This is a genomic window from Nocardia albiluteola (assembly GCF_018860155.1).
GTDB classification, from domain to species: domain Bacteria; phylum Actinomycetota; class Actinomycetes; order Mycobacteriales; family Mycobacteriaceae; genus Nocardia; species Nocardia albiluteola.
The window spans coordinates 306,059-319,531 of the sequence record NZ_JAHKNI010000009.1; the positions used below are offsets into that span (position 1 = coordinate 306,059).

The 13,473-nt window shown below is 70.7% G+C and carries 11 protein-coding genes; all 11 read left to right on the forward strand.

Annotated elements, in window-relative coordinates; genetic code table 11:
* The first annotated feature begins 404 nt into the window (after positions 1-404).
* The 11 genes from KO481_RS26600 (at position 405) to KO481_RS26650 (ending at position 13,436) form a co-directional block, all read left to right on the forward strand.
* The gene (locus KO481_RS26600) at positions 405-1,967 is read left to right on the forward strand and encodes a DUF8176 domain-containing protein (protein WP_215920872.1); all 1,563 of its coding nucleotides are present in this window, start codon (positions 405-407) and stop codon (positions 1,965-1,967) included.
* 16 nt (positions 1,968-1,983) lie between these two features.
* The gene (locus KO481_RS26605) at positions 1,984-2,868 is read left to right on the forward strand and encodes a MinD/ParA family ATP-binding protein (protein ID WP_215920882.1); all 885 of its coding nucleotides are present in this window, start codon (positions 1,984-1,986) and stop codon (positions 2,866-2,868) included.
* Between the two features lie 8 nt (positions 2,869-2,876).
* Positions 2,877-3,542, forward strand: coding sequence for a hypothetical protein (locus tag KO481_RS26610; protein WP_245401541.1), 666 nt, complete (start codon positions 2,877-2,879; stop codon positions 3,540-3,542).
* Positions 3,543-3,664: 122 nt separating this feature from the next.
* Positions 3,665-3,961, forward strand: a complete 297-nt coding sequence (locus KO481_RS26615) for a hypothetical protein (RefSeq protein WP_215920884.1) — start codon at positions 3,665-3,667, stop codon at positions 3,959-3,961.
* A gap of 14 nt (positions 3,962-3,975) precedes the next feature.
* Complete coding sequence (locus KO481_RS26620; RefSeq protein WP_308166793.1) at positions 3,976-4,221, forward strand: hypothetical protein; 246 nt, start codon at positions 3,976-3,978, stop codon at positions 4,219-4,221.
* Positions 4,218-5,045, forward strand: a complete 828-nt coding sequence (locus KO481_RS26625) for a DUF8175 domain-containg protein (RefSeq protein WP_215920886.1) — start codon at positions 4,218-4,220, stop codon at positions 5,043-5,045. Before KO481_RS26620 ends, KO481_RS26625 begins: the two co-directional genes overlap by 4 nt.
* Positions 5,046-5,137: 92 nt before the next feature.
* Entirely contained in the window at positions 5,138-6,610 is a 1,473-nt protein-coding gene (locus KO481_RS26630) for a hypothetical protein (protein WP_215920888.1), read from the forward strand.
* Positions 6,607-8,097 (forward strand): SCO6880 family protein, encoded by a 1,491-nt coding sequence (locus tag KO481_RS26635; RefSeq protein ID WP_215920890.1) that lies wholly within the window; start codon positions 6,607-6,609, stop codon positions 8,095-8,097. The genes KO481_RS26630 and KO481_RS26635 overlap by 4 nt, the downstream gene beginning before the upstream one ends.
* Positions 8,098-8,103: 6 nt before the next feature.
* Entirely contained in the window at positions 8,104-11,247 is a 3,144-nt protein-coding gene (locus tag KO481_RS43340; RefSeq protein WP_245401542.1) for a hypothetical protein, read from the forward strand.
* Positions 11,248-11,308: 61 nt separating this feature from the next.
* A complete protein-coding gene (locus tag KO481_RS26645) occupies positions 11,309-11,617 on the forward strand; it encodes a transposase (protein WP_215920892.1) in 309 nt (102 codons plus the stop codon).
* Positions 11,618-11,681: 64 nt separating this feature from the next.
* Complete coding sequence (locus KO481_RS26650) at positions 11,682-13,436, forward strand: peptidoglycan DD-metalloendopeptidase family protein (protein WP_215920894.1); 1,755 nt, start codon at positions 11,682-11,684, stop codon at positions 13,434-13,436.
* Positions 13,437-13,473: the final 37 nt, after the last annotated feature.

The window sequence follows — 13,473 nt, forward strand, 5'->3', positions numbered from 1 at the left end:
TGGCCACCAGGCGAATCCGCATGTTCGGGAGTGATTCCCGGCCCGGCCGTTCCGCATTCGCACCCGGAACCGGGCGTTCGGGACCGGTTGTCGATCCCGTCCCGGCGCGGTGTGCGCGGCCCGATCCACCGGGGGGTCGCGTTCCCGAATTGGACGTGTGTCCCGGTCTATTCCATGGGGCTGCGGGAATCTCGCGGCGCGTCGTCGGCGCGTCGAGTTCGCCGAATTCGTCACGTACGGGAGAATTTCCGTTCGGGACAGGCCGCGGCAATGCCGCCTCCGGCGGCGTGGCACCGGTCCGGACCGCCGCCGATTTCCAAGATGACCGCCCGTTCTCCACGAACTGATCGCCGAGAGGGTCCGACGATGCTGCACGACGCGCCAGGCTCCGCGGGGATGGGGGAATGTTGAACTCGTACAAAGACCTGCGTCGCTGGTTCCCCGCCGTCGAGCCCCGGGACGCCGCGGCGCCGAGCGGACGCACCGATCCCGACCTCGAACAGGCCATGTCGCAGGGCGGCGCGGGCGGATACCCGCACTACATCCGGGAGACCGAACCCGAACCGTTCGACATCCCGTTCTGGGGAGAATCGGGCGTCCGGCGCAGCGAGTTCGTGGGCGGCTGGTCGGACTGGGTATCAGGTGACCACGCACCTGGCCCCCGCGACGACTACCCGGCCCGCGACGCCGAGCTGGTCCAGTTCCCGTGGGACGAGGACGCCGCCTCCGCACCGCGCCGCCGTGCCGCGGAAGGCCGCTCAGCGGCCCGCCGCGCCGAGGCCGAGCCAGGTGACGACGACCCCGAGCCCGTATCGAACCGGAGTTCCGGACGGCCTCGTGGTGGCCGCCTCGCCGTCCCACGGGAGGACGAGGCGGAGAGTTCGGCCGAGTCGCACGATCGTGCGGTCGGGCGCGATGCGGGTCGTGCCCGTGACGGGCGTACCAAGGCCCGAAGCGCGGATACGGCATCGGACGACGAGTCCCATCGGGCCGCCGACGACATCGCGTCGGAGCCGAGGGAGATCGCCGGCTCGACATCCGCCGAGCGATCGGCACGCGAATCGGATGACCCTGAAGAACGCACCGGCCCCGCAGGTCGTTTCCTCGGGCGCGCCAAGCGATCGGCCCGGGATACCGCCGGACGGCCCGCCCGCACCGAATGGCTCGCCGAGAACGACGACCGGCCGGGCATGGATGACGACTGGCTCGCCGACGACCGCGAGTGGACCAGCGCGCCGCGGCCCGCGAAGGACCGCCGCGGTCGCCTCGGCCTCTCCCGCCTCCGCGGACTTCTCGGCGACTCGTCCGGCCGGCCCGCCGACGGTCCGGGTGCGGCTATGTCTCCGCAGCTCCGGCGCGAGGCCGCGCGTGCGAGCCGGGAATCCCGCCGCGGCAGTGAATCCGGTCTCACCCTGCGCGATCAGACCGGCCCCAGCAGCCTGCTCGTCACCCTCGTGCTGATTGTCGCGATCCTCGTGCTCGCCGCTGCGGGAGCGTTCGCTCTGTATTTGCTCCACCATCGGGACGAGGCCGGTCGCGACGCCCTGGCCACCCACCCGGAGGCGGTGCGGCTGACCGGCGCCACCACCGGCACCACGCTGGTGTGCCCCACCGAACGATCCGGCGCCGCGCTGCGCGGCGCCGAACCCGGCGGCACGAGTTCGGGTCCCGAGGCCGTGATGTGGTTCGAGCACGCCTATTACGTCGAGCGCTCCGCCGACCGGGCGCTCGAGGTCGCCGCACCCGGGGCCGCGCTGCCCCCGGCGGCGGAGATCCAGCGCGGCATCGATTCCGTCCCGCCGGGCACCGCCTACTGCGTCGTGGTTGCACCGTCCGGGGATGGCAGGTATTCGGTGGAGATCACCGAGCAACGACCCGGCGGCGCGCCCGCCACCTACGACAAGCAGACGGTGACCACCACGGTGGACGGCGGCCGCACCCTGATCACGGGCATCGCGGCCGGGTAAGAGGAGAGCAGAAGCGATGGGACAGGACTGGAGCCAGTGGCTCGACGAGGCGCCCGAGGCGGGCGACCCGGCGGGCTCCCGCGCGCGCGGGAAGGCTCCGGTGGTGCGCTTACGCAAGGGCCGCCGCGACGGAGACGGCGGCGACCCGGGCAGCTCCGCGCCGCGCCCGATCCTGGTCGTCGGCGGCTGCGGCGGTGCCGGAACCACCACGACCGCACTGGGTATCGCGGGCGAGATGGGCTCGGGCGGCGGTCCGACCGTGGCGGTCGACGCCACGAGTTCCGGGAGCGATCTGGCGCTGCGCGGCGCCGACGAGCACCTGAGCCCGATCAGCCTGCAGGCCTGGTTGTACGGCCGCGGCGACGACGAGCCCGCGCCGCTGAAGGAGTGTCTGTCCCAGGCAGGTTCGGGCATCGGGCTGCTGTGGCGCGATGCCGCGCCGCTGCGGCGCCGCGCCACCTATCTGACCGTCGCGCGCGCCATCGCGGACGCGGGATACACCGCCGTCTACGACGGCGGCAGCCCCATCGCCGCGCGGCACCTGCGCCCGCTGCTCGAGGACGCCGAGATCGCGCTGATCCTGGCCATTCCCGCGCGCGCGGACGCGGCCAACCGGCTGCGCGTCACCCTGGAGTGGCTCGACGACGAATTCGGCGGCCACACCGAGGGGCAGGGCGGCGGCATTGTCGGCGACACCACGATCGTGGTCTCGCATCAGCTGCCCGGCGACGAGTCTCCGGTAGCCGAACATTTGCGTGAACATCTCACGGGCTGGGTCCGGGATATTCGTGAGATTCCCTACGACCCGCACCTCGCGCGCGGAGAACTGGTGCGACACAACGCACTTGCCACCGACACACGCAGGGCTTATCGCACGCTGCTGGCGGGGGTGGCATCATGACCGCGGCTATGAGGGAACGTCGGAAAGCATCGGAAACGCCCGCGGGGCAGCAGCATCTACCCACGGGCGCGGCGGGCGTGATCGCGCCGCCGGAGAATCGGCGCGCGCCCATCTGGGAGCGGCCGGTGCCGGGTGCCGGGCGCGCCCCGCTGGTGTGGTTGCTCGGTGTGCACGGCGGTGCGGGCGCCAGTACCCTCGCGCATGTGCTTGCGCCCGCGGCGGATTCGCACCGCCGCTGGCCCGGAGTCTTCGAGCGCGAATCCCCCTTCGTCGTCCTGGTGGCCCGTGAGACCATCTCCGGGCTTACGCGTGCGCACGATCTGTTGCGTCAGCATCACGCCGGCCTGGCCGGGTCGTGCGAGGTGCTGGGCATGGTCACCGTCGCGGTGCGCCCGGGCCGCATACCCGCCGAGATCCGCCGGTACCGCGACGTGGTCGGCTCGCTGGCCGGCACGGTCTGGCAGCTGCCGTGGTACGAGGAATGGACCCTCGTCGAGCCCGATCAGCTGCCGGTGTGGTCGCCGGGCGATCCGCCGCCGCTGCAGCGCAAGCGGAAGGTCGATGTGCTCGAGTCCGTCCCGCACGAGGTGGACCAGCTGGGCTCGGGCATCATTGCCCTTATTCGTGAAAAGGTAAGTGCCGCTTCACAATACGAGGAAGAGGACACCCCGTGACAACGATGGCTCCCGCAGTTGTGCGCCCGTCGCGTTCTCACGCGCAGGGGTGGCATTCAGGTGTCGGTGTATGCGCGGTACACCGCTTTGTTTTCGGTTCACCTATTGGAGAAGGACGCTCGATGAGTACCATCCTGCTCGCTGTGCACGAGACGTACAGTGCTGTTCTCGCTCAGGTCGGGAATCCGACGCCCGAGGCGCCACCCGCCGCGGACAAATTGCTGAAATTGGTTCGCTATTTCACCTGGTTCGTGCTGCTGTCCGGAATCATGGGCATCACCTACGCGGGTGGCCGCTTCGCCTGGGAGAAGTGGACCGGCGGTGGCCTGGAATCACCGAAGATGGTGGCGGGCGCCATGATCGGCGGAATTGTCGCCACCAGCGCCGGGACCATCCTGAACGCCGCCATCGGGTCCTGAGGGCGGGCCGCGGAGTGCTTGCCTACAAACAGATCCCATCCGAAGTGCTCGCGCCGATCATGCAGCTGATCGATTGGCTGTTATGGGTGGTGCTGTTGTTCTGCCTGGCCTGGATGATCGTCTCGGCCGGGCGGTTGTGGTCGGCGATGCGCTCCAGTTTCGGCGTCAACGACGCATCACACGGCATCGTCATGAGCCTGATCGGAGCGATTGTGGCCACCTCTGCGAGCGCTATCGCGCTGACCCTGCTTCCGACATGAAAGAGAAGGACGCGGACGAGGGCCGCGGCATCTCCTTCGGCGCCATCGCCTCCGCGGCGGTCCTGGCGCTCATCGTGGTGGTCGGGGTCTTCATGTATGTCACACACGGTAATTCGCGCGCCGAGCAGTCGGCGAACGTCCCGGCGCCATCTCCCGCGGCGGGTTCGAACGCCACCGGGTTCGCCGCGCCGGGGGTCGACCTGTTCGGCCGCCGGGTGGATATTCCGAACAATCCTGCGGGACAACCGCTTCCGCAGGACGTGAGCAAGCAGCACAAGCCGTCCGATCCGGACTGGCTGACCGCTGCCCCGCAGGGCACCACCGAAGCGCGCGGCTGGCAACGGGTGTACGGCGCCTCGGTCCCGTTTTCCACCAGCGACGGCCCGGTCGACATCGACAAGGGTCTGGCCGTGGGGTTTTCGCACACCCCGCAGGGTGCGGTGCTGGCGGCGGCGCAGATCACCTACCGGCTCAACGCCCGGCCGGCCGATCGTGATCTGTACGTGCATCAGGTGCGGGCCTCGGCCACGCAGCTGGCGGCCTACGATTCCGCGCGTGCGGCCGGCAAGCTGCCCGCGCAGCAGCCCGAGCGCATTACCCGATATCTGGTGGCGCCGGACGCATTTCAGGTCGAGAACTATGCCGACGATATGGCGATCGTCCGCCTGGCCACCCGCGGCCCGGTGAACGACGGCAAGCAGTTGTGGGCGGCGGTGCGGCTGGTCATGGTGTGGGACAACGGGGATTGGCATCTGAAGCCGACCGATGCCACGACCGATCAGACCGAGTACGTGGATTCGCTGGACGGGTGGACCAAATGGTGAGCACAGCGGTGAGCAGGGGATGTGATGAAACGTTGACGATGGCGGTAGTTGGTACGGATCGATTCACTTCTACACAGGGAGGGGTGAACCTGATGCTCAGGCGCATCGTCACGATCCTCGCGGTGGTCTTCACCGTGACGATCGCGACTCCGACGGTGGCGTACGGCCAGACGTACGGATTCGACCAGACGTGCAATCAGATCTACGACGACCTCAACAACCTCGGATTACCCGGTGTGTCGCTCGGCGCGGCCGCCTCGGCCGCGTGCAAGGCGGGCAATGCCGCCACGCATCCCGGCGATGCGGCCGCAGCCGTGCGCGACAAGGCGTGGGACTCCACCTTCGGCAAGGTGGTCGACTCGCTGATGAATGGCCTGGGCGAGGCGTTGATCATGGCGCTGACCTTCTGGATGAAGGTGCCCAACGAGCGTCTGAGCAACGGCGGACAGCTGTTCGAGAAGATCAACGACTACACCTACGAGGTGCAGATACTGCTGCTGATCGTCTCGATCATCCTGTCCGGCGTGCGATTGGCCGAGGCCAGACGCGGGGCGGTGCTGGCAGAGGCCGCCGAATCGTTCCGGATGTTCGCGCGGGTGATATTCAGTTCCTGGATGCTCGGCGCGGTGATCGTGGCAGGCACGCAGGCCTCGGATCGGTTCTCCGCGTGGGTGATTCAGGACGCCACCAACGGCCAGGCCAAGAACATCGCCGAGCTGATGGTGAAAACCAGTAAGCTGCAGGCATTCTCGCCCGGTCTGGTGCTGATCATCGCGATCGTCGGCCTGCTCGGCGCGCTGGCACAGATCATCCTGGCCATCGTGCGCCAGGGTCTGCTGGTGGTCGCCGCCGGGGTCCTGCCGCTGGCCGCGGCCGCGTCGGGCACGAATCTGGGCAGGGGGTCGTATCAGAAGCTGTTGAGCTGGATCATCGCGTTCATGCTGTGGAAACCGGTGGCGGCCATCGTCTACATGATCGCCTTCCTGGCCGCCGGCAACACCGACGACACCACGGCCACGGCCGGGCTGCCGGACGCCGATCAGGCGCAGCGCATGCTCGTGGCGATCGTGCTGCTGGGCAGTGTCGCGTTCGTGCTGCCGACGCTGATGCGCCTGGTGGCGCCGACGGTCGGTATGGTCGGTCAGGGTGGTTCGGGCCTGGGCGCCACGGGCGGCGTCGTGCTCGGCGCGATGGCCCTGGGCGCGGTCGGCACCAAGGCCGTGGCGTTCCGCGGCGCGGCGGCCTCGGGCTCACCCGGATACGTCGGCGGGGGACGCCCGCGGCCGCCGGGCGGCGCCGGTGGGCGCGGCGGTGGAGCTCCACGTCCGGCCCCGCCGCGCGGTGGGGGCGGCGGTGGCGGCGGCGCCAACGCGGCCGCGCCGCCGGGGAATGCCCAGGGCACTGGCTCGGCGCCGTCCGGTCCGTCCCGCGTGATGAACCGGATCGCGACCGCCCGCGCCGCGACCGCACCGCTGCAGCGGGCCAACGAGGCCGCGGGTGACGTGGCCGGTGACACCTGGGCGAACCGCTCGCCCGACCTCGGCAGGAGCACCATTCCACGATGACGACGACCGAAACCTACGAGCGGCGCTCGTACGGGCTCTGGCAGAAGCCGCGCAGCGCGGGCCTTTTCGGCCTGCGGTGGGGCGAGACGGTGCTCGGCTTCGTCGTGGTCATCACCGCCCTGCTGACGGCGCTGGTGGCCGGACCCAAACCCGCGTTCTTCGTCGGCGGCGTCGGCGTGGTGGTGATGCTTCCCCTGGTGTGGCGGTCCAACGGCCGCTCGGGCTATGAGACGGGATTGATGATGTTCCATTGGCTACGCGGCCGCGGCAAGGGTGAGCACGTCTATCGCGGCGGCCGGTTCTCCCGCATCCCCGGCGGCGTCGCGCGGCTGCCCGGACTGATGGCGCCCTCGAAGCTGTACGAGGGCATCGACGCGGGCGGCTACAGCTTCGGCATGATCCACCTGCCGCAGTTCGGGCAGTACACGGTCGTGCTGCGGGCCTGGCCGCAGGGCCACGAGGCGGTCGATCAGCCGGTGATCGACCGCTGGGTCGCGGCCTGGGGCACCTTCCTGGCCTCGCTCGGGCAGACCTCGGACATCATCGCGGTCGTCCCGGTGATCGATACCGTCCCCGAGACCGGAAACCGTTTGCTGACAGAGGTTTCCACCATCACCCATCCCCAGGCACCGGACCTGGCGCAGCAGGTGATGTACGAGCTGGCCACCGAATTGCCGCAGGAGCGCGTGCAATTGCTGCCGCGGGTGGCGATCACGTTCAAGGCCACCACCGCCGAGCGTCGCAAGAATCCCGCGGAGGAGGCGGTGGAGATCGGCCGGCGGCTGCCGGGCATCTGCGCGGCGCTGGCCGAGGCCGGCGTGCGGGCGCAGCCGATGTCGGCCGACGAGGTGATCGGATTCATTCGCCGTTCGTATGATCCTGCGGCGCAGGCGGATCTGGAGGTTGCCGCGGGCGAGCCGGGCGGGCACGGCCTGGATTGGGCCGATGCCGGACCGGTCTCGCACGAGGAGCGCTGGGATCACTTCCTGCACGACGGCGGCCGGTCGGTCACCTGGGAGATGGACACCGCCCCCGAGGGAGCGGTCGACGAGCGGGTGCTGCAGCGGCTGCTGGCGCCCAATCCCGAGGTGCCGCGCAAGCGCATCGCGATCGTGTACCGGCCGCACTCGGCGGCCGATGCCGCGGAGATCGTCGACGACGACTACAAGAACGCGCTGGTGGCGCAGCAGAGCGAGCGGGGGGTCGTCTCGGCGGCCGCGACGCTGCGGGTGGGCGCCACCCAGCAGGCCCGGGAGGAGCAGGCCCGGGGCCACGGGGTGACCCGCTTCGGCGCGCTGGTGACCATCACCGAACCCCTGCGCGGGGATCTGCCGCGCATCGAGGCCATCACGCGCGATCTGTCCACGCAGGCGCGATTGAAGATCCGGCGGTGCTACCGCTACCAGGCGGCGGCCTTCGCGGCCTCGCTCGGGTGCGGCGTGATCCTGCCGGAGCACGCGACCATTCCGAAAGCTTTGGCGGGGTGAGCTCGCATGGCAGGTGACGACGGCGAGGCGCCGATCCGCTCGCGCGGCGAGCCGCCTCGCTACCGCGAGCGGGTGGTGGATACGGCCAATCCGATCCCCACCCGGCGCGGGTCGCGGCGTGAGGACGAGTGGGGAGTCGAGGCGTACACGCCCGGACAGCCGCGCACAAACATGCCTGCCGACTGGGACGACGCCCCGCTGCGTCCGCGCCGTGAGCGGGGCGAAAGCGCCTCGGGGCGAGGGCGTTCCCTGGACGCGCAGCGCGATGCCGGCGCGCGTGCGGGATCCTCGGAGACAGGCCCGCGCCGGGATGCCGAGAGACACGACCGCATTGCCGCCGAACGGGAATCGAACGGTCGCGGCCGCAGCGGTGCGACGGGATCCCGTGGCGGGCAACGCGACACCGCCGAGCGCGGAGCCGCCGAGACGCACCGGTACGGCGCGCGGCGCGAGGGGACCGGTCGCGACCGGTCCGATTCACCTGCGGCGCAGCCGGAGCGGTCCGCGAGCGCCCGGAGGCCGCGCCGCGAGGTCTCCGAGGCCGACGGGATCGCCTCGGGTACAACGCACCACGAGGAACGTGCCGGATCGGCCGATCGCCGGTCGCGCCGCGATATCGCCGATCGTCGCGAGCTCGCGTCGGCGGCAGCGGATCCGGGACGACCGCAGGGCTCGGAGCGTCGAGCAGGCGATCGCCGTACCCCCGGCTCCGACGCCCCGAGCCGCGGCGATCAGGGCCCGTCCGAACAACTCGCGCTCGAATCCGGTTCTGCCCGTGAGCAGTCCGCCGAATCGGTGAGTACGGCGGTCGTGGAGACTGCGCGTCCGGACGCGCGGCGCGATACGCAGGCGCGGAACGGATCCGAACCGGAGGATTCGGCGACGGCGTCCGGCGGTGTACCGCCCGCCGGTGCCGCTCGTGGCGGGGGGCGGGCCGAGGCATCATCCACCGGTGTGCGCGGTGGCCAGGAACGGCGCGGGAGAGGGCATGAGCAGATGCGAGACGGGCAACCGGGGCAGCGTCAGCGCGCGCCACGCGACCAGGCCGATCGATGGGCCCAAGAACCGGATGCGCTGTCCGGCAACGGTTCTCGGCGATCCTCGCGCGGCCGAGGCGAGCGGGCCGACGCCGAACATCTTACTCGCAACCGGGCGCCGGTCTCCGAGCGGAACGGGCGGCGGGTCACCGATCGCGACGGCGACCGGTCCCGCACGGATTCCCGCCGGTCCGGTACGAGCGGGCGCAACGGCTCGGGCGCGGCCGGAAGGAAGCAGGGTCGCACGGGAAAGAGCGCCAAGCAGCGCCAGCAGGGCCCGTCGCTGCTGGACGACATCACCCGCGCCCGGCTCGAGGCGACCGCGCGGGAGGGCAACGGCCTGCGCGCGGCCTGGGCGGCCTTCCGTATCCGCACCGACGACCTGCGACGGGTCAATGCGGCCGCCCGCATCGAGGCGGTGCAGGAGGACGGATTCGACCGCACGACAGCACAATTGACCGATCGCGGCTACCTGGGCGCGGGCGGTGGCCGGATGAACGTGGTCGGCCGCCCCGTCGAGTACCGCGCCACCACGGCGCAGGTCGCGGGCCTGTGGCCGTGGTCGGTCGGCGCGGGCGCCCCGCTGATCGGCACGCCGCTGGGCTCGCACCTGCACACCGGCGCGCCGGTCTGCTTCGACCCGATGAACTGGTTCATGCGTGGCAGCTTCATCACCGCGCCGAGCCTGTTCGTACTGGGCCTCAACGGTTTCGGTAAATCCTCGCTGGTGCGCCGGATCGTGCTGGGCGGCGTCGCGCAGGGGATCACCCCGCTGATCCTGGCCGACGTCAAGCCGGACTACCGCAGGCTGGTGGAGATGGTCGGGGGCCAGGTCATCGACCTGGGTTACGGCCACGGCAAGCTGAATCCGCTGGCGGGCGGGGTGCTCGGCATGATCGTGCCGATGCTGGAGGGGATGCCCGCGCTGCAGGTGCAGGTCACCCAGGAGCTGCGGGCGCGGCAGGTGACCTTGATCGCGGGGCTGGTGGAACTCGTTCGCGGCGCACGGGTCCGGGATTTCGAGGAGACGCTGATCTCCACCGCGCTGAGCATCCTGTACCGGCCTGGCAGCGGTTTCGCGCCGGAGAACCCGCCGATCATGGACAACCTGCTCGAGGTGATCGTCGAGGGCGGCGACCAGCTGATGCTCGACGCCGGCGCGGACACCCCGGCGGAATACCAGGAGTCGATCAAGGGGCTGCGCCGCTCGCTGCGCGCGCTCACCCAGGGCCCGTTCGGCGCGGTCTTCAACGGGCAGACGACCACGCCGATCGACACCACCGCCGTCGCGGTCTGCATCGACGTCTCGCACGTCCCCACCGGCGACAAGAAGCTCAAGGCCGCGGTCATGCTGGCCTGCTGGGCCGACGGTTTCGCCTCGGTGGAGGCCGCGCACGTGCTCGCCGACGCCGACCTGGGCGCGCAGCGCTACTTCCAGGTCGTGATGGACGAGCTGTGGCAGGTGCTGGGCCTGGGCGACTTCATGGTCGACCGCGTCGACGAGCTGACCCGCCTGCAGCGCGGCCTGGCCACCTCGCTCATCATGATCAGTCACACCATCAAGGACCTGCAGTCGCTGGGGTCGGAGGCGGCGATCGCCAAGGCGCTCGGCTTCCTCGAGCGAGCCCGCGCGAAGATCTTCGGTGCGTTGCCGCCGGAGGAGATCAAGCGCCTGGACTCGACGATCCCCTTCACCGCCGCGGAGGAGGAGATGGTGACCGGATGGTCCGCGCCGCAGGCCCTGACCGGCGAGGCGCTCAAGCCCGGCCAGACACGCCCGCCCGCGCCAGGCACCGGCAAATTCCTGCTGAAGATCGGCGAGGATCGCCGGCCCGGCATACCCTTCCACATGGAATTCACGATCTCGGAGAAGGAAAGCGGAATTCACGAAACCAACCAGCGTTTCAGCGAATTCAACGAATCCACCGCCCGGCGTGATGGCGACGCGGCGGGTCCGGACGATACCTACAGCGTGGACAGTGGCGACGATGACGCGAACGGCGGAGCCCGCGGTGACGGTCGCAAGGGCGGCGGCGACGATGACGCAAACGGCGGAGCCCGCGGTGACGGTCGCAAGGGCGGCGGCGACGATGACGAAGGGAGTGCCGCGTGAGAGTCGGATACGCGGTGGCACAGGAAAATTCGCGAATGCGGCCGTCGGGAAGGTTAGCCGGATGATGCCGCACAGGTCCTATCGCAGGGTGTCGCCGCAGGTGCGGCAGGCCGCGGTCGAGCAGGTGATCGCGCTGACGGGCAAGCTGCGCAGCGAATCCGAGGCGTGCCGGGTGGTGGCCGAGCAGATCGGCGTGCACACCAACTCGGTCCGCAACTGGGTGCGTGCCGCGGAGGGCCCGGGCCTGGACCGGATGGATACGAGCGCGCTGCGCCGCAAGGTGGCGCTGCTGCAACAGCAGCTGGCCGCCGCGGCGGAGATGAACCGCACCCTGGTCGAGACGCTCAACGACACCAAGCGCACCACATGATCGGTGCCCAGCGCCGCGCCGAACCGGCGGCCACATCCGGTCGGGGGAACCGCCCGGGGGTGCGGTGAATCCGAAATCGCTGCTGTGGGTGGGCTTCGGGAGCGTGATCGCCCTGATCACGCTGATCATGGTGATCGTGCTGCCGTCGTCGGAGGACGACTGCGCGGATCAGCCGACGGTGTCGAGTAGCGGCTCCGCGACCCCGAGCGGGTCGCCGTCGGGAGACGCGCAGGCGCCCGATACGGCCGCGCCCGGTAGCAGCGTGGCGAATGCGCCCGCGGCAGTGACGAATACGCCCGGCCAGCCGGCGCCGACCACGCCGCGGGCCGCGGGCCCGGTCGCGTCGCAGCTGCCGAATTCCCCCGCGGCGGCGGTGAATCCGCGAAACGATCAGCCCCAGGCGGCGGCAGGCGTCCCGGCCCCGATCCACCGGACCTGGCCGCTGCCGCAGGGCACGTTCTACGTGTCGGATCCGTTCGGCGCCCGCGGCGGCACGCATCTGGGCGTGGACCTGGCCGCCCCGGACGGCACGCCCATCTACTCCGTCGCCGACGGCACCGTCGTAGCGGCCGGTCCGGCTTCGGGATTCGGCAACTGGATCGTCATCGACTCGACCGATGTCAATGGTCGTCCGTTCTCGGCCGTGTACGGGCACGAATGGACCAGCGGGGTGCGGGTGCACGTCGGCCAGACCGTGCGCGCCGGGCAGCAGATCGGCGCGGTGGGCTCGGCCGGTGAATCCTCGGGCTCGCACCTGCATTTCGAGATCGTGCCGGGCGGGCGGCTGACCGGTGGCAAGCAGATCGACCCGCTGCCCTGGCTCGACGGCGCACCCACCCCGCAGGCCAGCGGCGGCGCGTGGCCGAATTCGGTGAATCCGTTGTGCAGCCGCGGTTTCGGCACCGCGGGCGGCGCTCTCGCCGATGGCACGGTGCCCGCGGACCTGGAAATCTGGTATCGCCGTGCGGGTTCGATCTGCCCGGAGATCACCCCGTCGCTGCTGGCCGCCCAGGGGCGGCAGGAATCGGGCTTCCAGCGCGGGCTGACCTCGCCCGCGGGCGCCGAGGGCCTGGCCCAATTCCTGCCCGGCACAGCGGCATCCATCGATCCCGACGACGGCAGGCCGTTCCTGCTCGACGTGGACGGCAGGGGCTCGCCCAGCCTGTGGGACGACGGCGATGCGATCATCGCCCAGGGCCGCTACATGTGCTCGCTGGCGCACCGAATCGAGGGCTGGATCGGACAGGGCAAGGTGCACGGCGACGTCGTGCCGCTCGCGCTCGCCGCCTACAACGCGGGCGAGGGCGCGGTGCTGGCCTCGGGCGGTATGCCCGACCAGGTGCCCGCGCACTTCACCGAGACCCAGCCGTACGTGACGAATATCCTCTCTATGGAGCCGCGGTACCGGGCGCCGGGATCGACCGGCCGGTTCGAACCCGGCACGCAGTCGGGCGGCGGTGCGGTCGTGCAGGCCGCGGAGCAGTGGGTCGGCACCCCGTACGTGTGGGGTGGCGGCGGCCCGGCCGGGCCCACCGACGGCGGGCTGGACGGTCCGGGCCTGACCTCGGCGGCCGTCTTCGCGGCCTCCTCGGGCGAGGTGAACCTGCCGCGCACGGCCGAACAGCAGTGGGAGATGGGCGCGGAGGTCCCGTTGCGCTCGGCACGGCCGGGTGATCTGGTGTTTTCCCAATTCGGCCGGCGCGGCCCGGCGCAGGTAGGCATTTACCTCGGCAGCGGCCGGATGCTGCGGGCCGCCGATCCGTCCGGGGTCGGTCAGGCGCAGATCCCCGGCGATGCCCGGATGCGGAGGATGATGTGAACGACGGACCCATCGGACACGCCGAGGTAACCGACCC

Bases quoted from the DNA above. Each gene is read 5' to 3' on its own strand.
- KO481_RS26600 (WP_215920872.1), top strand. From the start codon at position 405: ATGTTGAACTCGTACAAAGACCTGCGTCGCTGGTTCCCCGCCGTCGAG.
- KO481_RS26605 (WP_215920882.1), top strand. From the start codon at position 1,984: ATGGGACAGGACTGGAGCCAGTGGCTCGACGAGGCGCCCGAGGCGGGC.
- KO481_RS26610 (WP_245401541.1), top strand. From the start codon at position 2,877: ATGAGGGAACGTCGGAAAGCATCGGAAACGCCCGCGGGGCAGCAGCAT.
- KO481_RS26615 (WP_215920884.1), top strand. From the start codon at position 3,665: ATGAGTACCATCCTGCTCGCTGTGCACGAGACGTACAGTGCTGTTCTC.
- KO481_RS26625 (WP_215920886.1), top strand. From the start codon at position 4,218: ATGAAAGAGAAGGACGCGGACGAGGGCCGCGGCATCTCCTTCGGCGCC.
- KO481_RS26630 (WP_215920888.1), top strand. From the start codon at position 5,138: ATGCTCAGGCGCATCGTCACGATCCTCGCGGTGGTCTTCACCGTGACG.
- KO481_RS26635 (WP_215920890.1), top strand. From the start codon at position 6,607: ATGACGACGACCGAAACCTACGAGCGGCGCTCGTACGGGCTCTGGCAG.
- KO481_RS43340 (WP_245401542.1), top strand. From the start codon at position 8,104: ATGGCAGGTGACGACGGCGAGGCGCCGATCCGCTCGCGCGGCGAGCCG.
- KO481_RS26645 (WP_215920892.1), top strand. From the start codon at position 11,309: ATGATGCCGCACAGGTCCTATCGCAGGGTGTCGCCGCAGGTGCGGCAG.